Genomic DNA, 19,011 nt, shown 5'->3' with positions numbered 1-19,011 from the left:
GCTGACGAGTGCAGGGGCTCGTCAACCGCGCACGGGCCGAAGGCCCGGCTTCACGGATGCCCGATTACACCGCGACCGGCGACGACGCCTGCGCCCAGAACCGTTTCGGGATCCGTCCGGCATTCCGGGCGAGGTGCCCGGCCGTGACCGCTGCGGCCATCGCCGCGGCCATCAGCGGAGGGTCTGACGCCCTCGTCACCGCGGAGGCGAGCAGCACGGCGTCGCAGCCGAGTTCCATCGCCAGAGCTGCGTCGCTGGCGGTGCCGATCCCGGCGTCGAGAATGACCGGGACGCCGGTGCGCGCGACGATCATCTCGATGTTGCGGGGGTTCGAGATACCGAGCCCGGTGCCGATCGGCGACCCGAGCGGCATCACGGCGGCGCACCCGGCATCGACCAGGCGCTGCGCGAGCACGGGGTCGTCGTTGGTGTACGGCAGCACGACGAATCCGTCGTCCACGAGTTGTTCTGCTGCCGAGACGAGTTCGATCCCGTCGGGCAGGAGCGTGCGCTCGTCGGCGATCACTTCGAGCTTGACCCAGTTGGTGCCCAGGGCCTCGCGAGCCAGGCGCGCAGTCAGCACCGCCTCCGCGGCGCCCCGGCAGCCGGCTGTGTTCGGCAACAACGCGATGCCCAGTCGATCCAGCAGTTCGAGCAGCCCGGTTCTCCCCGCGGCGTCCACCCGGCGCAGTGCCACCGTCGTCAGTTCGGTGCCCGAGGCGACGAGTGCCTCTTCCAGTACCGAGAGGTTGGCCGCACCGCCCGTGCCCATGACGAGGCGGGACGAGAAGTCCCGGCCCGCGATCGTGAGTGCGTCGGTGTGGATGCGCATGGGTACCTCCGGTCGAGATTTCGGCGAGCACTTGAACCCTACGATCGAATCGTCTCCGACGTCAGAACCACTTGTGCGCTACGTCATAGGTCCAGATTGGACCCCTGTCTCGCCGTCTATCTGGATCTTCTGGACCCGTACCAGACGGCCCAGAGTTGTCGGTGCGAGGAGCCGAACACCACGTCGTCACGATCGGAGTAGAGATGAACACCATGGTCGCGCGCAGAAACCGCACCGCGAGGTCGAGGGAGGAGGAGCGCCTGGCAACGGAACTGGAGGACGCCCGGCGCCGCATCATCGAACTCATGGGCCAGCTGGCCGAAACGGTCCGCAGCCGTGATGCTTTGAGCGACCGCGTGCAGGTGATGGCGTGGAATGCCCGGTGGGGCCGCGAGCACACCGGATTCGGGGTGCGGTGACCCGAGTCCGGGAGTCACAGCCACGTGGTCGGGCGGATCAGGTTGGCGAGATCCACCAGGGTGTACCGATGCCTGCGCTCGGGGGCCTTGCGGGCGAGGGCCCGGAGCGCCGACTCCGCCCCGGTGCGCAGACCGCGTTCTGTGAACGGCACGCTGAGGATCCGCGTGGTCTCGGGAATGCCGCCGGCGTGCAGCCAGTCGACGGCCACGCCGAGGACGAGCACCCGGGTCTGGAGTGCGCGACGCTCGTCGTGGGCGAGTAGTTCGACCCGCCGGGCGGCCTCCTGCAGATCCCGTTCGCTCACCTCGGCGAGGGGCCGATCGTGGACGAGCATCAGCACACTCGTCAACCGGGCCTCGGCATAGTGCCGGGATGTCGGTGGCACCTCGTCGAGGGCCTCCACCGCGGCCGCCCGGTCGTCGCGGTGCTCCAGTTGCCGCGACAATCCGAACGCCGCACTCACCGCGCCGTGATCCGTGCGCCACACTGTGCAGTAATACTTTTCGGCGGTCCGGCGCCACCGCCCGATGTCCTCACCGGAGCGGTATTCGCACCACATCTCGGCCGTCGCCGCGAGGGCGAGCTTCGGGGCCTCCTCGCCCGGTAGCGCGGTCAGGACGGAATCGAACCGGGTGAATGCCGCCTCGAAGTCGCCGCCCACCAGCGCACACAGTCCCGTGTGCCAGTCGACGCGCCACGTGTCCTCACGTTGATGGTCGAGGGATTCGAGAATGGTGGCGGCATCACGGGGCTGCCCGAGGTCGAGGTGCGCGCGTACCTCGGCGAGCGGGATCTCGATGCTCGTGGACGCCACACCGTCGTCCGCCGCCTCCTTCGCCCTGTGCAGTGAATCGAGAAGCTCCCTCGGTCGGCTGTGGACGACGGAGAGCAACGGGGCGGCCGGATCGTCCGGGTCCACCAACGGAATCGGCAGCGCTCGAACGATACTCATCGCGCTGATCCGCTCGTCCCGGCGGTGCCCGTCGACGTAGACGTCGGTGCGGCTGATCGTGAGGTCGGTCCCGAACGTCGTGCGCTGCGGGCTGAACCGGTGGGACAGCCCCGGCTGCGGGTGGCCGGTCTGCTGGGCCCGCACCTCGCGCAGGACACCCTCGAGCTGGGTCGACATCTCCTCGGCCGACGCGAACCGCCGGGCCGGATCGGGATGGATGGCCCGGAGCAGCAGCCGGTGGTAGAACTCGTACTCCGCCAGCAGCGGCGCCTCCTCGGGCGTTGGCAGGCCGTCGACGTAACAGCCGCCGGCGGTGGGCATGTCGAGGGTCACCACGGCGAGCGTCCGCCCGACGGTGTAGATGTCGGAGGCGACGGTGGGACCGGTGGTGGCGATCTCGGGGGCTTGGTAACCCTGTGTGCCGTAGATGTATCCGTGATCCCCGATCCTGGCGACCGCGCCCATGTCGATGAGCTTGAGCTGGTCGTAGTCGTCGCCGATCATGATGTTCTCGGGCTTGAGGTCGTTGTACACCAACCCCATCGAGTGCAGGTATCCGAGCGCGGGCGTGACCTCGAGGAGGTAGCGGATGGCGTGCTCCACCGGCAGCATCGGCTTCGGGTCGTCGGGTCCGGCGTCCTCCTTCAGTTCGGTGAGCAGGTCGCGCAGGGTTCTGCCCCGGACGTACTCCATGACGATGTAGCCGATGGGATTGCCGTCCATCCCAGGGTGTTCGACGAAGTTGTAGATCTTCACGATGCTCGGATGCGTCACCTCGGCGAGGAACCGGCGCTCGGCGAGAGCTACCTCCTGGGCCTCGGGGTCGCCCGAGTGCAGCAGGCCCTTGAGGACAACCCAGCGGTCGCTGACGTTGTGGTCGAGCGCGAGGTAGATCCAGCCGACACCGCCGTGGGCGAGGCACCCCAGGACCTCGTACTGGCCCGCGACCAGTTCACCCGCCTCGAGTTGCGGGGCGAACGAGAAGACGGTGCCGCAGTGGGTGCACACCCCCTCCGTGTCGCCCGGCCGCGCGGCAGTGGAACGTCCGACGGGGCGCTTGCATCGGTCGCAGTAACGTTTGTGCTCCGCCAGAACGGGATTGGTCAGGAGCATCGACAGGTCGGAGGTGTGGGCGGCGTCCGGCACCGTGCGTGCGGAGGGGACGTCGTCATCGTCGTCGTCCGCGAACGGATCGAACCGCACACCCCTGGTGGATTGCGGGTCGTCCATCGGTGTTCGTCTGGTTTCGTCGCTCACTCGGTGTCACCTCAGTCCCGGTACGTGGGGGCGGGTGGTCCGGCGGAAGGGCCGAGAACCGTCAGCCAGTTGTCGTAGAGCCTCGTCCAGGTTCCGTCCGCACGCATCCGATCCAGCGTGCCGTTCACGAAGCGCACGAGATCGTCGTGGTTCTTGTTGACCCCGATGCCGTACGGCTCCGATTCGAGCGGCGGGCCGACGATCTCCAGGTTCGGGTCCTGGGCGGCGAGCCCGGCGAGGATGGAGTCGTCGGTGCTCGCGGCGTCGGCCTGCCGCTGCTGGAGGACCACGAGGCAGTCGTCCCAGTCGGGTACCGCCACGATCGTGGCTTCGGGTTGCACTCGGCGAACGGTGTCCAGCGAGGTGGTGTCGCCGGCGGTGCAGACGCGCTTGCCCGCCAGATCCGCCGGGCCGGAAATACCGGAGCCCTTCGGCACCAGCAGACGTTGATAGGCCTGGAAGTACACGGTGGAGAAGGCGACACGCTCGGACCGTTCACACGTGATCGACGTGCTCTTCACCACGAGATCCACGTCCTCGTTCTGGAGGGCGTCGAAGCGGTCGCCGGACGTGAGGAGGCGGAATTCGACCCGGGAGGGGTCACCGAACAGGTCCCGCGCCATCTCGCCCGCGACGTCGACGTCGAATCCCATCAGCATGCCGGTGGTCGGATCCCGGAAACTGAAGAGGTTGGTGTTCTGATCGATTCCGACGATCAGCCGGCCGCGGGCGGTGATCTCGGCCAGCGAGCTTCCCGGCGCCCGGACGTCCGGGGTGGCGGCGGGGCGGAGACTCGCGAGCGCACCGCAGGAGTCGGGTGCGGGTGGCTCCTCGGGCACGTCGCCGGTGGGCAGAAGGATCTCGGCCCCACTCGTCAGCGGCACCTCCGAGTAGTCGCCGCTGACGGTGGGCGTGAGGGGTTGCGGGGTGGCGCATCCGGCTGCGAGGACGGCGACCACGGCGGCGGAGAGGAGGAGGGCGCGCGGGCGCGTCAGCCGTCTCGGTCGAATCACCCGCGTCATCAGTGGTACTCGTTCAGTCTGGGCCAGATCCCCCCACCGACGGCGAACCCGCAGAGGACGCCGATCACCATGCTACCCACCGCGAGCAGCGACAACGAGCGATATGCGTCGGCCATCCCGTCGAGTTCCTCGCTGCGGAATCGGTCGATGCCGTCCTGCAACGACTCGTCGAGCGCCGCGAAGGTGGCGGGGGACGCCGAGTCCGCGGGGCCGATCGCGATGGCCTTCGCCCCCGGGTAGTCCCCCACGTCGAGCTTCTCCTGCAGCATGGTGTGCGCGCGCCGCCAGTCGCCGAGCGCGGTGACGGCGGCGTCGATCGGCGGTGTCGTCGCCGGCCCGTGATCGCCGTCCTGCAGCGCCCCGAGGATGTCGGCGAGTTCGGCCGACCGCCGGGCGTAGTCGACCTCGGACTGTTCGTCGGAGCCGCGCTGCAGCAGCGCGAGGGTCTCGTCCGCCCGGGCCTGCTGGGCGAGGATCCGCGCCTGGGTGATCGTGCCGAGTGGTTGCGCCCCTTGGGTTCTCGCTCGGTCCGTGGCCGCGGTGGAGACCAGGGTGGCGGCGGCCAGCCAGATCAGGAGGGTGGCGGCGAGGAGGGAGGCGAGGACGAGGCCGGGATTGACGCGGCGTTTGCTCTTGCGCGCCAGGTACACCTGCGCGAGGACGAGCGCGACGAGCAGGGCGACGGCGACGGCGGATGCGGCTCTCGGGAGCCGCGCGGTGAGGACCTGGGTGTCGGCGACGGCTCTCGACTGCTCCGAGTAGAGGCTCTCGGCTGCGGGCAGGATCGTGTCCTGCATCATCGTGGAGGCGTCGCTGAGATAGGCGACGCCGACCGGGTTGCCCGACCGATTGTTGGCGCGGGCCGTGGCGATCAGGCTGGTGTAGTCGGCGAGATCCCGCGATATCTCGGACAGCAGCGCGAGGGCCGCGGCGTCTGTCGAGTCGACGCCGTTAGACGCGGTGACCAGCGCGTTCGACGCGTCCCCGATCGCCTGGTTGTACCGATTGCGGACGTCGATCGGCTCGACACCGCCCGAGATGAAGGACGTGGCGGCCGCGGCGTCGGCGATGGACAGCGAACTGTAGAGCCGTTCGGCCGCGTAGGTGAGGGGTTCGGTGTGTGTCCGCAGGGTCTCGATGCGCTGTTGCCGGGCACCGATCGTCGCCGACGTGATCGCCCCGGTCGCCAGCGCGGCGGTCACGAGGGCGATCCCCAGCACGGACAGTCGTCCCGGGGTCGAGACGAGGAATTCCCGCCACGGCCGGCTCCGGGATTCGGGCTCGACGAGCAGGGACTCGTCCAGCGAGTGTTCTTCGGTGACGGCGTCGTCTCCGCGGTGGAACACGGTGCCCTCCTCCGCCGAGGTCTTCTGCAAGTGTGCCCCGATTTTCGGCGGGTCGTGCCGGAAAAGCCGATGTGGCATCGGACGCACAGAGAAGGACAGGGACCGCTGATGCGGTCCCTGTCCTTCGGTACGGCGGGTGCGTCAGGGCTGCTCGCGGGTGACGACTCCGACGAGTTGTTCCGCGTCGGATCCGTCGCCGGGCGAGGCCGCGGGCGGTGTGACGGTGTCGAGGCGTTCGGCGCTGGTCCGGCTGCGGCGGCGGAACTCGTACCCGATCAGGATGAAGGCGAGAGTCACCACACTCAGCCAGAACTGCGAACGGGTGGTGGGGAGCACGGCCATGGCGGCGATCACGGCTCCCATCAGGACGATGGTCGCGTAGCTGAGCCAGGGGAACAGCCACATCTTCAGGCTGAGGGCCTCGGGATCTCGCGCTTCCAGCTTCTTGCGGAGCGCGACCTGGGAGATCGCGATCATGAGGTAGACGAAGAGCGCCACGGCGCCGTACGAGTTGACCAGGAACGAGAACACGAGATCCGGGGAGACGAACGCCGCGATCACCGACGCGTAGCCGATCACCGTTCCGGCGAGGATCGCGCGCCGGGGCACGCCGCCGCCGGACAGTCGGGTGAACATGTGCGGGGCGTCGCCGTTGCGGGTGAGCGCGAAGAGCATCCGCGAGGAGGTGTACAGCGCGGAGTTCAGGCAGGACAGCACCGCGGTGAGGATGACGACGTTCATGATCGTGGCGACACCGGGAATGTGCAGGGCGGAGAGGGCTGCCGCGTAGGGGCTGACGCCGACGGCCTCCGTGCTCCACGGCACCACCGCGACGACCACGAAGATGGAACCGACGTAGAAGGTGATGATCCGGACCACGATGGAACGCATCGCCCGGGCGACCGCTTTCTTGGGTTCCGCGGACTCGGCGGCCGCGATTGTCACGATCTCGGCCCCGGTGAAGAAGGCCACGCAGGGGACGACCGCGGCGAGCACCGCGCCCCAGCCGAGCGGGGCGAATCCGCCGTGGCTGACGAGATTCGCCACTCCGGGAGTCGCGTCCGGCCACAGTCCGGTGATCCACAGTGCGCCCAAACCGAGGAAGAGGACGATCGCGATCACCTTGATCGACGAGAACCAGTACTCGAATTCGCCGAACGAACGCGCTGACACGAGATTGGTGCAGGTCAGGATGACGAGAAGCCCGAGGCTGAGGATCCACAGCGGCGCGGACGGGAGATAGAGCTGGAGTATTCGGCCGCCGGCGATGGCTTCGACGGCGACGACGATGACGAAGAAGTACCAGTACATCCAGCCGACGGAGAAGCCGGCGCGATTGCCGAGCGCTTCCCTGGCGTACACGTAGAACGATCCGACCACCGGCCGGGCCACCGCCATCTCCGCCAGCATCCGCATGATCAGGAGTGTGATGACCCCCGCGATGAGAAACGACACGATCGCCGCCGGGCCTGCGCTCTCGATGACGACGCCGCTGCCGACGAACAATCCGGCACCGATCACGCCGCCCAGGGCGATGAGGTTCATGTGCCGCTTCTTCAGGCCCTTTCCGAGGCCGGAGTCCTGGGATTGGACCGGGGGTGGTGTTGAAGTCACGTTTTCCTCCACTGTGCGCTGACCGGAATCGTCAGGTCGCCATCGCGATCCGGGGCCGGATCGTCGGGCGGTTGGAACGGAGAACAGTGCCGGCGGAGATACGGGAGACGATCCACCGCGAACTGAACTGTTGATGTGATGCACAACACTGTATGGAGGGTCCGGTGGGCAGCACAGTGCCAGTTCGACGGCACGTCTGAGGACCAGTTCGTTACCACTGGTCACAGGGTAAGGGCGTGTACACGGTCTCGTGGGTGAGCGCCGGCGCCGGGGGATCCAGATCGGGCGCGACAGCGCACCGCCGGGCCAACCGAACACGCTCCTCCCGGTGATGACCGCCGTCTTCCCAGTTCACGGGGTTTCTCGGTCGGCGGTTCCGCGGTCGAACTGGACCCATCGCTTGCGAGGCAACTGGCTCTGGGCGAGTTCTGGCACCAGTCGTAGTGTGAGGTGAACACTGGAATAAGTGATGTGGATCACACATACGATTGGGTCGCTGAACCGGTGGGTGCCCGCATCGACGTACGACCGACGAGGTCGTGTCGGGCGAGGGTCCCGGCAGCGCCTTCTGGAGGAAATGTGGACAGTACCGTTCCCGGACACACCGACAGTTCAGGTCTCGGCAAGGGCCTGAAACGCAGGCACATGAACCTCATCGCCCTGGGCGGGGTGATCGGCGCCGGTCTCTTCGTGGGCAGCGGTGTCGTCATCGGCGGGGCCGGCCCCGGCGCGATCATCTCCTTCCTCATCGCAGGCATCATCACGTTGCTGATCATGCGGATGCTGGCGGAGATGGCGGTGGCCCGGCCGGTGGTCGGATCGTTCTACGTCTACGCCCGCCAGGCCCTGGGGCGCCGCGCCGGGTTCGCGACGGGGTGGATGTACTGGTACTTCTTCGTCATTGTCGTCGCCGTCGAGGCGATCGCCGGTGGCCGGATCCTGCAGCTCTGGCTGCCGATGATCCCGCTGTGGCTCCTGAGCCTGGGGCTGATGCTCCTGCTGACGGCCACCAACATGGTGTCCGCCCGCTCCTACGGCGAGTTCGAGTACTGGTTCTCGTCGATCAAGGTCGTGGCGATCGTTCTGTTTCTCGGGATGGGGGCCCTGTGGATCACCGGGCTGTGGCCCGATTCGACGCCCGGGCTCGGCAACCTCGTGAACCACGGCGGCTTCACCCCGCTCGGCTGGGGCGCGGTGCTCGCGGCGGTCGTCCCCTGCGTGGCCTTCTACACGGGAGCCGAGATCGTGACGATCGCGGCCGCCGAGTCGGAGGAGCCGAAGCGTGCTGTCGCCCACGCCATGCGGTCGATCGTGGTGCGGATCGTGACGTTCTACGTCGGTTCGATTCTCGTGGTCGTCACGATCCAGCCGTGGAACACCGAGAGTGTGGGTGTGAGCCCGTACGCCGCGGTGCTCGAGGTCCTGGGAATTCCCGGTGTCGCGACGATCATGAACTTCATCGTCCTCACGGCGGTCCTCTCCTGCCTGAACTCGGCGCTGTACACCACGTCCCGAATGTTGTTCGCGCTCACCCGCAACGGCGACGCCCCGAAGTTCTTCACGACACTGTCCCGCAACGGTGTGCCCCGTCGTGCGATCCTGCTCGGCACCACCGTCGGATACGTCTCCGTCGCCTGCACGTACGTGTGGGGCGACGTCGTCTTCGGCTTCCTCGTCAACTCGTACGGCGCCGTCGCGCTCTTCGTGTACCTCCTGATCGCCATCTCCCAGGTAGTGCTCCGGCGTCGACTCGAGCGCGAAGACCCAGCCGCACTGCAACTACGGATGTGGTTGTTCCCGTGGCTGAGCTACGCCACCATCGCCCTGATGGCCACCGTCATCCTCGCGATGGCGTTCCTGCCGACCACCCGCTCCCAGTTCCTCATGAGCGGTCTGACGTTGATCGTCATCCTGATCAGCTACGAGGTGCGGAAGTTGCTCGGCAAGGGCGGTCGCGACGACGAATCGCTGTCCGGTGCTCCCCCGATCGGTTCCGCGGACGAGTCGGTTGCGGAGGCGGAGAAGCGCATCGAGTCCGTGGAGACGCTCGGCGGCTCGGACATCGAACTGCTTGCCGCGGCACAACAGGAGCCGCACACCCATCGTCATCAGAGGAGACAGTCGTGAACAATTCCGCCGTCGGTACGGCACGCGTCAAGCGTGGCATGGCCGAGATGTTGAAGGGCGGGGTCATCATGGACGTCGTCACCCCCGATCAGGCGAAGATCGCCGAGGATGCCGGTGCGGTCGCGGTGATGGCGCTCGAGCGGGTGCCCGCGGACATCCGGGCGCAGGGTGGGGTGTCCCGGATGAGTGATCCGGACATGATCGACGGCATCATCTCCGCGGTGTCGATCCCGGTGATGGCCAAGGCCCGGATCGGGCACTTCGTGGAGGCGCAGATCCTGCAGTCCCTCGGGGTCGATTACGTCGACGAGTCGGAGGTGCTGACCCCGGCCGACTACGCGAACCACATCGACAAGTGGCAGTTCACCGTCCCGTTCGTGTGTGGTGCCACCAATCTGGGTGAGGCGCTGCGGCGGATCACCGAGGGTGCGGCGATGATCCGGTCCAAGGGGGAGGCCGGTACCGGTGACGTGTCGAACGCGACCACGCACATGCGGACGATCGGTGGGGAGATCCGCCGGTTGACCTCGCTCAGCGAGGACGAGCTGTATGTGGCGGCGAAGGAGTTGCAGGCGCCGTACGATCTGGTCGTCGAGGTCGCCAAGGCCGGGAAGTTGCCGGTCACGATGTTCACTGCCGGTGGCATCGCCACCCCGGCGGATGCGGCGATGATGATGCAGCTCGGTGCGGAGGGTGTGTTCGTCGGGTCGGGGATCTTCAAGTCGGGTAACCCGGCGGAGCGGGCCGCGGCGATCGTGAAGGCGACCACGTTCTTCGACGACCCGGATGTGCTGGCGAAGGTTTCCCGTGGGCTGGGTGAGGCGATGGTCGGGATCAACGTCGACGACATCCCCGTCCCGCACCGGCTCGCCGAACGCGGCTGGTGACGTTCTGATCCCTGCTCCTCCGAAAACACTGTGGGCCGGTTCCGCTGTCGTGCAGCAGAACCGGCCCACAGTTGTCTTTCAGCCCAGCAGTTCGGGGATCTTCGCGGCGCTCTCCAGGATGTGCGTGTGGGGCTCCGGACGCAGCGCCGCCGCGTCGTGTGCGCCGGTCAGGACACCCACCACGTACCGCGCCCCGGCGTTCGTCCCTGCTCGGAGATCGTTCGGGGTGTCACCACCCACCAGCACCGCGTCGACGCTCTGCACTCCGGCGAGCTCCATGGCGCGGAAGACGAGATACGGCGACGGCCTGCTCATCCGCACCTGATCGCTCGTGATCACACCGTCGATGTCCCGCCCGATCTCCCACCCGACCTGCTCCAGTAGCGGTTCCGCGATCTCGCGGGAATAGCCGGTCTGGAGAACGATCTTGATGCCGCGCTGCCGCAACGCACCGAAGGCATCGTGAACCCCGGGCAGTGCGGTGGGCGGTGTCTTCCGGTACGCGTCCAGAAGCATTGCGGTGAAATCGGATTCGACGGCGTCCAGGACATTCTTCTCAGCCGGCACCCCGGTCTCCCGTAGCAGTCCCTCGATGGCCTGCCGCTTGCCCGTGCCCTTCCACCGGTCGAACCGAGCGTCCGGAATCGGCTCGCCGAGGTGCTTCTCGACGGTGTCGCGCAACGCGACGTACACGGCGCCGCCTTCGTCGACGCTCGTTCCGGCAATGTCCAAGGTGACCAGGGAAACCCCGTGTGCGGTCATGGGTGTGACTCCTTCACTGTTGCGTCACTGGCAGGTGATGGCTGTCAGTGGCCGATCATCGACAGCACGTCGGCAATGACGTCGCTGTTGGTACCGTGCGACAGATCGAGTGTCCGGCAGCGGTCGTAGTACGGGCTCAGATCCAGCCCGACTCCCAGTCCGTACACCTCGACGGCCCGCTCGTCCTCGTGTCGCTCGACCACGACCTGCAGGTGGTGGTCTAGATAGAACTCGTCGTTGGCCAGGGCGGTGGCGCCGTCCAGTGGGCTTCCGTCCGAGATCACGAACAGGAGCCTGCGGCCCTGAGGGTCCCGCATCCGGGAGCACGCCCAGTCGACGGCCTCACCGTCGACGCCCTCTTTGAACAGGTCGTTCTTCAGCAGCCCGGCGATCGCGGGACGGGCTCGGCGCCAGGAAGTCTCGGCGTCCTTGAACACCAGCTGCCGGACCTCGTTGAGCCGTCCCGGGTCGTACGGACGGCCCGACCGGAGCCAGTCTCGGCGGGCTCGGCCCCCGTTCCATGCAGCGGTCGTGAAACCGAGGATCTCGCACCGGGCGTCGGCCAGTTCGAGGGCCCGGGCGAACACGTCGACCAGCACCGCGACCGGTTCGCCGAACTCCTTCATCGAACCGGAGCAGTCGATGAGGAAGGTCACCGTCGTGTCGGTGTGCGGCTCGGTGCGTTCGGCCCGGAAGAGTCTGCGCTCGGTGGGCGAGGTGACCAGCTGGGCGAGCCGCCGACCGTCGAGGTACCCCTCTTCCCGGCCGCCTTCCCATCCGTCGCGGACCGGTTCCGAGAGCAGCGCCTTCAGCTGCCGTCCGAGTTTCCGGACGTTGAGATGCTGCGTGTCGATGACGAGGTCGAGTCGCCGGCGGTAGTCCTGGAGCAACTCGGGGCGGACGAGGGACGCGATCTGCCGGGTCTCGTCGTAGGCGCGGGTGAACACGCGGTATCCGTCTCCGCCCTCCCCCAGCGCGCGACTGCGTCCCGACACCGCGGTCGCGACGGTCTCGTCGTCGTCGGGGTCGAAGTCGAACAGGAGGGAGAACGCCGCCCGGCCGTCGCTCCGGTCGTCGGACGAGCCGTCCGTGTCGGCGGGTGACTCCAGGTGACGGCCGATCAGCTCGGCGACGTCCTGTGCGTGGACGCCGAAGTCGTCTTGCGAGAAACGGGTTCGACGCAGCCACGGGAGGTGGTCGCCGAGAACGGCGGCGAGAGCGAACCGCGTCGATTCGATCAGGTCCTCGGTGGCCTCGGGAATCGGCTCGGCGGTGATCCGGGCCCGGCACATCTGCGTCACCGTGAACAGCAGCATCCCGTGCACGGTCTCGGTCAGACCGGACGTCACGTAGTCCTGCGACCACTGCGCGAAGCGGTGGGAGAGGTTGGCGCGCACGCCGCTCCACGCGTCGGCGGCCAGCGACTCGACGCGGAACTGTTCCAGGATCTCGAAGATCAGCCGGCCCGCCGTGTCGTCCGGGCATAGGCTGCGATGCAGGACGGGGTCGGTGTGGAGGAGGCGTGACGCCATGCCGTCCGCCGCACCGCGGAAGGATGCGAAGTCGGCGCCGTCGAACGACGGGTGCAGGTGTGGGGCGGGCATCGGCACGCGCCGATGTCCGCGATGGAGTTCCGGTCCGCGAAAGTGCAACCCACCCTGACCCGCGAGGGCGCGGATCGCGCCGGCACAGAGTTCGTGCACCTCCTGCTGACGGCGGACCGACGCGGGACGCACAGGCAGTTCTGTCATGACTGCCCGCTCAGGCCGTGCTCGTTGCGAGCATCGCAGACCGCTCCAGTTCCGAGTCGAAGCATCGCTGGAAGTACTCGGCGACGACGGGCCGCTCGGCCTCGTCGCATTTGTTGACGAACGACAACCGGAATGCCAGCGCCGGGTCGTGGAAGATCTCGATGTTCTCGGCCCAGGTGATCACCGTGCGCGGCGACATCAGCGTCGACAGGTCGCCCACCCGAAAACCGCTCCGGGTCAGGTTGGCCACGGCGACCATCGACCGGATGAGCTCCCGGCTCAGCGACGGCACCCGCGCGGACACGATCTCGATTTCCTGTTCCGCGGGGAGGTGATCGAGCGTCGCGACGATGTTCCAGCGATCGATCTGCGCGTGATTGAGCCGCTGCACACCGTGATACAACCCGTTGAGATTGCCGAGGCCGACGGTGTTGGCGGTGGCGAACAACCGGAAGGCCGGATGTGGAGTCAGGACCCTGTTCTGATCGAGCAGGGTGAGTTTCCCGTCGCGTTCGAGGAGACGCTGGATGACGAACATGACGTCGGGGCGGCCGGCGTCGTATTCGTCGAGTATGAGGGCGACGGGTCGCTGCAGTGCCCAGGGCAGGATGCCTTCCTGGAATTCGGTGACCTGCTTGCCGTCTCGCAGCACCACCGCGTCCCGGCCTATCAGGTCCAGCCGGCTGAGATGTCCGTCGAGGTTGACCCGCACACACGGCCAGTTGAGCCGCGCCGCGACCTGTTCGATGTGCGTGGACTTGCCGGTGCCGTGCAGGCCTTGCACCATCACTCGTCGGTTGCGGCTGAACCCGGCGAGCAGGGCCGTGGTCACCGCGTGATCGAACCGGTATGCGGGGTCGACGTCGGGGACGTGGTCGGCGGGTTCGCGGAAGGCGCGTACCGTCAGGTCGGTGTCGAGTCCGAACAGCTCGCGTGCGGACACCACGTGGCTGGTTGTCGCAGTGGTCATTTCGGGCATGCGCCCTCCTTCAGTTCAGGTCTGACGAACCGTCGTCCATGACCTCGTTCTCGATCTCGCCGATGGCGTCGGCTGCCCGCCGGAGTGCGGGCAGAAGCTTGAGCGCCTTGTCTGGGGTGAGTCGCATGACCGGGGCCTGGACCGCGATGCAGAGATTGGAATTGCCTGTGGCACAGGGGACGAGCACCGCGGCGCACACGAGGCCGGGGAGGAACTCTTCGTCGTCGATGGCGTAGCCGTCGCGGCGGACCTGTTTGAGTTCGGTCTCGATCAGCTCGATGTCGGTGACCGTCTTGTTGGTGTACCTCTCGAGCGGCATCCGCCCGAGAAGTCGCCGGCGCTGGGCGGGGCTGAGCTGCGACAGGATCATCTTGCCGCTGGCCGAGCAGTGCGCGGGCACCCGCGAACCAGCATGGAGTGTAAACCGAAGGGGCTCGGAGGTTTCCACGCGGTCGAGATACACCACTTCGCTGCCCGACAGGGTGGTCACGTTGCAGCTCTCCCCGAGTTCCGCGACGAGGTTCCGGAGGATGGCGTGCCGCGCGCCGTGGTGGGTGTCGTTGAGCAGCAAATTCTCGGCGAAACGTCGCAGGCGCACGCCGGTGCCGTAATGCCTGCCGTTGTTCTGCCGGGTGAGGAGTCCGGCGCCCTCGAGCTGCTGGAGCATGCGGTGCAGGGTCGGTTTGGCCATGCCCGTCTCCTCGACGAGCCCCTGCAACGTGAACAGCTGGTCCTTGGATGCGATCATCTCGAGCAGTGCGAACAGGCGGAGCGTCGGTGTGTCTCCGGGTAGCTCCGTTGCCGGGTGTCCGTTCGACTCGTCGATCCGGTGAATCTCACCCACGGTTCCTCCTTGGCCGAAACGGCGACGCATTCGCATCGTGTATCGAAAAATCATACATCTCGTTCCAGTTTTAGGAACATTCATTGACGAAGTGTGTGACGTGGCCTACTGTCACTGCAGATCACAAAATCACGAACGAAACGTTCCGATTTTTGACATTCTCTGCCGGTTCCGGCGCGCCCTTGAAGGAGGATCACACATGAGCAAGAAGAAGAACGGTGCCGATCGCACCGCTGTCTCCGGTGTACAGAAGATGACGCCGTCGGAGGCGTTCGTCGAGACGATGGTCGCCAACGGCGTCACCGACATGTTCGGCATCATGGGATCCGCCTTCATGGATGCGATGGACATCTTCGCTCCCGCCGGCATTCGACTCGTCCCGGTCGTGCACGAGCAGGGCGCGGGACACATGGCCGACGGATATGCCCGGGTCAGCGGGCGGCACGGCATGGTGATCGGGCAGAACGGTCCGGGTATCAGCAACTGTGTCACCGCGATCGCCGCCGCGTTCTGGGCGCACAGCCCCGTCGTCATCGTCACTCCCGAGGCCGGCACCATGGGAACGGGCCTGGGCGGCTTCCAGGAAGCCAACCAGCTGCCGATGTTCCAGGAATTCACGAAGTACCAGGGGCACGTCAACAACCCGAAGCGCATGGCCGAGTTCACGGGCCGCTGCTTCGACCGCGCGATGTCCGAGATGGGCCCGACGCAGCTCAACATTCCGCGCGACTACTTCTACGGTGAGATCGAGACGGAGATCCCGCAGCCCACCCGCCTCGACCGCGGTCCCGGTGGCGAGACGAGCCTGAACGAGGCGGCTGAACTGCTGGCGCAGGCCGAGTTCCCGGTGATCGTTTCCGGCGGCGGCGTGGTGATGGCCGACGGTGTCGAGGAGTGCAAGGCACTCGCCGAGCGTCTCGGCGCCCCCGTCGTCAACAGCTACCTGCACAACGACTCGTTCCCCGCCAGCCACCCGCTGTGGACCGGACCGCTCGGCTACCAGGGTTCCAAGGCCGCGATGAAGCTGATCAGCCAGGCGGACGTGGTGCTCGCCCTCGGCACCCGCCTCGGCCCCTTCGGGACTCTCCCGCAGCACGGCATGGACTACTGGCCGAAGAATGCCAAGATCATCCAGATCGACGCCGACCACAAGATGCTCGGTCTGGTCAAGAAGATCTCCGTCGGGATCTGCGGTGACGCGAAGGCCGCTGCCGTCGCCCTCACCGAGCGGCTCGAGGGCAAGTCCCTCGTCTGCGACGCCAACCGTGCGGCACGCGGCGAGAAGATCGACGCCGAGAAGGCCGCGTGGGAGAAGGAACTCGACGAATGGACGCACGAGCGCGATGCGTTCAGCCTCGACATGATCGCCGAACAGGAAGGTGAGGACGGCAACTGGCTGCACCCGCGTCAGGTGCTGCGGGAGCTGGAGAATGCGATGCCGGACGACGTGATGGTGTCCACGGACATCGGCAACATCAACTCCGTCGCCAACAGTTACCTCCGGTTCGAGAAGCCGCGCAGCTTCCTCGCCCCGATGAGCTTCGGTAACTGCGGTTACGCGCTGCCGACCATCATCGGCGCGAAGGCGGCGGCACCGGAACGGCCCGCCATCGCCTACGCAGGCGACGGCGCCTGGGGAATGAGCCTGGGCGAGATCATGACGGCTGTCCGGCACGACATCCCGGTCACCGCCGTCGTCTTCCACAACCGGCAGTGGGGTGCGGAGAAGAAGAACCAGGTCGACTTCTACAACCGCCGCTTCGTCGCCGGTGAGCTCGAGAGCGAGTCTTTCGCCGGAATCGCACAGGCGATGGGCGCCGAGGGCATCGTGGTGGACAAGCTCGAAGAGGTCGGTCCCGCACTGCAGCGCGCGGTCGCCGCACAGATGAACGAGGGCAAGACGACGGTCATCGAGATCATGTGCACCCGCGAACTCGGCGACCCCTTCCGCCGCGACGCGCTGTCGAAGCCGGTTCGCCTGCTCGACAAGTACAAGGACTACGTGTAGTCCGCTCCCTGCGAGCGCGTGGCCCCCGGCGCTCACGCCCGGGGGTCACGCCCCGTGCGTTCCTGGTACCGACGATTCGACGCCGTCTGGACCTGTCGCTTCGCCGCCGCGACCCCCACACTTCTGACGGAGACAACGGCGAACGGAAGCGGTGCAACAGGGTATGGCGGCAACGGTGTGGGATCTGTCGTTGCCTTCCCTCCTCTTCGCGCTCGGCGTCGTGGTGGCCGGCGGAGTCGTCCGCGGTTTCGGTGGGTTCGGTGGCGCGATGGTGTGGGTTGCGGGACTCGTCGTCCTGCTCCCGCCGACGTCGGTGATCCCCACCGTGTTCGTCCTCGAGGTCGTCGCGAGCGCCGCGATGCTGCCCCAGGTGTGGCAGCAGGTGCACTGGAAGTCGTTGCGCTGGTTGTTCGCCGGCACCCTGATCGGAATGCCGCTGGGGATGTGGGCGCTCACGCAACTGTCCGGCGACCTGGTGCGCGTACTGCTGGGTGTCGCGATCATCGGCTCCGCCGTCGCCATGGCCGCCGTCCCCGACCGGCAGTCGCTGCCCGGCCCCGGGTTGACCACGGTGACGGGGGTGGCGTCCGGTCTCCTCAACGGCGGCTTCGCGCTCGGTGGCCCGCCCGCCGTCCTGATGTACTTCTCCGCGTCCTCCCACGTGGCGGCCGGGCGCGCCTCGCTCGTCGTGTTCTTCCTCGTCATCGACGCGTTCGGCGCCGCGGGGTCGGCCGCCGGTGGTCTCCTCACCGTGCCCGTCCTCGCACAGATCGCCCTGTTCACGCCGCTCTGCATGTTCGGAGCCGCCGCGGGGAAATGGCTGTACGACCGCACCACCGCCCAGCAGGTCCGTCAGCGCGTGCTGTGGCTACTCGGCTTCCTCGGCGCCGCCGTCCTCGTGCAGGTGGCGTTGCGCTGATCGCGTATCCCGGGAGCCCGAATCACCCGAATCACGCTGGAACAGACTCAGACTCGACACCGAGCGCTGCAGGCCGTCGAGGGTCCGGGGATCCCAGCCGGTCAGCTGTTGCCAGCGGTCGAGCCGGTAGGTGATCGAGTTCGCATGCAGGTGGATGTCCCGCCCGGCCGCGCTGATGGAGAATTCGTTGCGGGCGAATGCCAATACCGCCTCGACGAGGTGCGGATGGTCCGCGGCGACGGCGACACCCGGCTCCAGCAGCGTGGCGAGCTCGTTGCGATGGTCGGCCAGGGTGGCGGCCACCCATTCGTCGGCGAAACGGACCACCCCGCCGGTAGGCGAGGCCAGATGCAGGACTCTCCGCGCGTCCGTGATGCTCATCGCCGCGCCGGCCAGGCCGGGGCGGCCCAATCCGACTCCGACCGTTGTCCCCGGGTGACCGAGCCGGACCTCGCGGATGATGTCGTCGACCGGTGTGCGCTGGCTCAGGGCGATGATGACGGTGCCGTGCCCGCTGCATTGGGTGGTGCCCGGGATCGTGTCCAGGGTGCGTTGCAGCCGTTCGAGCGCCGCCTCCGACCACTCCTCCGCGGCGACGCACACCGCTTGGAACTCGTGCTGCGGTGTGAAACCCAGCGCCTCTGCCAGCTCGCGCACATCACGGTGGTCGCCGTCGACCGAACTCGCGAGGGCCTCGAAGAACCGGTATCGCACCCCCGCGCGGATGGCCTGTTCGCTTCGGGTCGCGTCGGTGTGCCCGACGGCGACCGCGCTGGTGGCGGTGTGGACGAGATCCCACATCATGCCGCCCGCACGCAGCAGGTCGGTTGTCGGCTCGGCGGCCGTGGCCACCATCGTGTTCCACAATTCGCGGGACGCGATGTGGTACGTCTCGATGACGTCGGACAGTGGCAACCCCTGCATGGCCCGGCGCCGGCCGAGCTGACGCGAACGCTCGAGGACGTCGTCGGCGAGCGGTTCGCTCTCCGCGAGGGCGCGCAACGTCGCCGCGAGCTGGCGACTGATGTATCCGCGCTGCTCGTCGATCGGAACGGCAGCGTACGACTGCAACTCGGCGCGGATCTGACCCACCGCCCGGTCGGTTACCGAGTCGATCTCCTCCGAGACCTGTCGGCACAACCGCTGGATCGTGTCTTCTCCCACGGACTCGGGCACCCTCTCTCTCGCTTTCCGCACTCCCGTGAAATTCACGAACCGCCTCGGCGTTTTCCGGGATTCGCCCATGGCCCGAAGGGAGTGATTCAGACCACACTAGTGCCAGAGTGCACGT

Annotated in this window: 15 protein-coding genes; 5 read left to right on the top strand and 10 right to left on the bottom strand. The window is 67.3% G+C overall.

What is annotated here, in order from left to right:
• Positions 1–64: 64 nt before the first annotated feature.
• Positions 65–832: a thiazole synthase gene (locus tag PSR88_RS18255; protein ID WP_016884740.1), complete on the bottom strand. Its 768-nt coding sequence runs from the start codon at positions 830–832 to the stop codon at positions 65–67.
• A gap of 203 nt (positions 833–1,035) precedes the next feature.
• Between PSR88_RS18255 and PSR88_RS18250 the strand changes: the two genes are divergently transcribed.
• A complete protein-coding gene (locus PSR88_RS18250) occupies positions 1,036–1,251 on the top strand; it encodes a hypothetical protein (RefSeq protein ID WP_016884741.1) in 216 nt (71 codons plus the stop codon).
• 14 nt (positions 1,252–1,265) lie between these two features.
• Here PSR88_RS18250 and PSR88_RS18245 read toward each other — a convergent pair whose 3' ends face one another.
• The 4 genes from PSR88_RS18245 to PSR88_RS18230 all read right to left on the bottom strand — a co-directional run bounded on the left by PSR88_RS18245 (position 1,266) and on the right by PSR88_RS18230 (position 7,374).
• The gene (locus PSR88_RS18245) at positions 1,266–3,434 is read right to left on the bottom strand and encodes a serine/threonine-protein kinase (RefSeq protein ID WP_016884742.1); all 2,169 of its coding nucleotides are present in this window, start codon (positions 3,432–3,434) and stop codon (positions 1,266–1,268) included.
• A gap of 38 nt (positions 3,435–3,472) precedes the next feature.
• On the bottom strand, positions 3,473–4,483 hold the full coding sequence (locus tag PSR88_RS18240) for a glutamate ABC transporter substrate-binding protein (RefSeq protein WP_016884743.1): 1,011 nt from the start codon (positions 4,481–4,483) through the stop codon (positions 3,473–3,475).
• The gene (locus PSR88_RS18235) at positions 4,483–5,829 is read right to left on the bottom strand and encodes a hypothetical protein (RefSeq protein WP_029539749.1); all 1,347 of its coding nucleotides are present in this window, start codon (positions 5,827–5,829) and stop codon (positions 4,483–4,485) included. Before PSR88_RS18235 ends, PSR88_RS18240 begins: the two co-directional genes overlap by 1 nt.
• Positions 5,830–5,970: 141 nt before the next feature.
• Positions 5,971–7,374, bottom strand: a complete 1,404-nt coding sequence (locus PSR88_RS18230) for an amino acid permease (RefSeq protein ID WP_237724213.1) — start codon at positions 7,372–7,374, stop codon at positions 5,971–5,973.
• A 648-nt stretch (positions 7,375–8,022) separates the two neighbouring features.
• On the opposite strand from PSR88_RS18230, the gene PSR88_RS18225 reads away from it, so the two are divergent.
• Together PSR88_RS18225 and pdxS are read left to right on the top strand one after the other, a co-directional pair.
• Positions 8,023–9,570, top strand: coding sequence for an amino acid permease (locus tag PSR88_RS18225; RefSeq protein WP_016884746.1), 1,548 nt, complete (start codon positions 8,023–8,025; stop codon positions 9,568–9,570).
• Positions 9,567–10,457, top strand: coding sequence for a pyridoxal 5'-phosphate synthase lyase subunit PdxS (pdxS, locus tag PSR88_RS18220; RefSeq protein WP_011596201.1), 891 nt, complete (start codon positions 9,567–9,569; stop codon positions 10,455–10,457). Before PSR88_RS18225 ends, pdxS begins: the two co-directional genes overlap by 4 nt.
• A 78-nt stretch (positions 10,458–10,535) precedes the next feature.
• On the opposite strand, the gene PSR88_RS18215 is transcribed toward pdxS, so the two are convergent.
• Genes PSR88_RS18215 through PSR88_RS18200 form a run of 4 tightly spaced genes read right to left on the bottom strand, consistent with a single transcriptional unit; the run spans position 10,536 to position 14,793 of the window.
• Complete coding sequence (locus tag PSR88_RS18215) at positions 10,536–11,219, bottom strand: phosphonatase-like hydrolase (RefSeq protein WP_016884748.1); 684 nt, start codon at positions 11,217–11,219, stop codon at positions 10,536–10,538.
• Between the two features lie 44 nt (positions 11,220–11,263).
• On the bottom strand, positions 11,264–12,970 hold the full coding sequence (locus PSR88_RS18210; protein WP_016884749.1) for a cobaltochelatase CobT-related protein: 1,707 nt from the start codon (positions 12,968–12,970) through the stop codon (positions 11,264–11,266).
• A 10-nt stretch (positions 12,971–12,980) separates the two neighbouring features.
• Positions 12,981–13,949 carry an AAA family ATPase gene (locus tag PSR88_RS18205; protein WP_016884750.1) on the bottom strand — a complete coding sequence of 323 codons (969 nt, stop codon included), beginning with the start codon at positions 13,947–13,949 and terminating at the stop codon, positions 12,981–12,983.
• 10 nt (positions 13,950–13,959) lie between these two features.
• Complete coding sequence (locus PSR88_RS18200) at positions 13,960–14,793, bottom strand: IclR family transcriptional regulator (RefSeq protein ID WP_011596197.1); 834 nt, start codon at positions 14,791–14,793, stop codon at positions 13,960–13,962.
• Between the two features lie 199 nt (positions 14,794–14,992).
• Between PSR88_RS18200 and xsc the strand changes: the two genes are divergently transcribed.
• Positions 14,993–16,801, top strand: coding sequence for a sulfoacetaldehyde acetyltransferase (gene xsc / locus PSR88_RS18195; RefSeq protein ID WP_011596196.1), 1,809 nt, complete (start codon positions 14,993–14,995; stop codon positions 16,799–16,801).
• 163 nt (positions 16,802–16,964) lie between these two features.
• Positions 16,965–17,720, top strand: a complete 756-nt coding sequence (locus PSR88_RS18190; RefSeq protein WP_016884752.1) for a sulfite exporter TauE/SafE family protein — start codon at positions 16,965–16,967, stop codon at positions 17,718–17,720.
• On the opposite strand, the gene PSR88_RS18185 is transcribed toward PSR88_RS18190, so the two are convergent.
• The gene (locus tag PSR88_RS18185) at positions 17,670–18,896 is read right to left on the bottom strand and encodes a PucR family transcriptional regulator (protein WP_016884753.1); all 1,227 of its coding nucleotides are present in this window, start codon (positions 18,894–18,896) and stop codon (positions 17,670–17,672) included. The genes PSR88_RS18190 and PSR88_RS18185 overlap by 51 nt on opposite strands.
• Between the last annotated feature and the right edge of the window lie 115 nt (positions 18,897–19,011).

This window comes from Rhodococcus sp. DK176 (genome assembly GCF_038447315.2).
In the GTDB taxonomy this organism is placed as follows: domain Bacteria; phylum Actinomycetota; class Actinomycetes; order Mycobacteriales; family Mycobacteriaceae; genus Rhodococcus_F; species Rhodococcus_F jostii_A.
The sequence above is the reverse complement of the archived record's forward strand: the minus strand, read 5'-3'. Positions and strand labels throughout refer to the sequence as shown.